At 55.7% G+C, this 517-nt stretch carries 1 protein-coding gene; it reads left to right on the forward strand.

Annotation, left to right across the window (positions count from 1 at the left end; genetic code table 11):
• The coding region (locus tag ACO0LG_RS29555) for a hypothetical protein (protein ID WP_423032197.1) at positions 1–517 on the forward strand (517 nt) is incomplete at both ends.

Consider the following 517-nt stretch of genomic DNA (forward strand, 5'->3'; position numbering starts at 1 on the left):
GTCAGCATTGCCGGCAACACCGTGCTCTCACAAGCCAGTGGTGTATTTACAGTAGCATCCACCGCCAGCACAGGCAGTGGCTTGAAAGGCAGTATCACGGCATCTGCACCGCAGGTGTCAGTTGGCACCCTCATCAGTTTCCCTTTCAATGTCACCAATGAAGGCAATGCCGCTTTGACAGATTTGCCGCTGACCGTCAGCATCATTGACGCCACACAAAAAGTCATCGCCAGCTTCCCCTACAAAACCACGCTGGCAATGACAGCCAGTTTTGCTGGCAACACAGACTGGACCAGTGCCGGTGCCGCAGGTGCAAAATACACTGCCGTGTTAAGCGCAAAGGTCGGCAGCAACACCCTGACATTGAGCCAGGCCACGTTCACGCTGACTTCATCCGTCGTCAGCCTGAGCATCAAGCAAGCAGCAACACCATGGCAAAACGTGCTCGTCTACAGTGCCTGCAAACGCGCGGCCGATGAATTGCTGGGCAAATGCGCCGCCACCAAGTTCCCGACAG

This window comes from Undibacterium sp. Ji42W (assembly GCF_049340405.1).
Classification (GTDB): Bacteria; Pseudomonadota; Gammaproteobacteria; order Burkholderiales; family Burkholderiaceae_D; genus Undibacterium.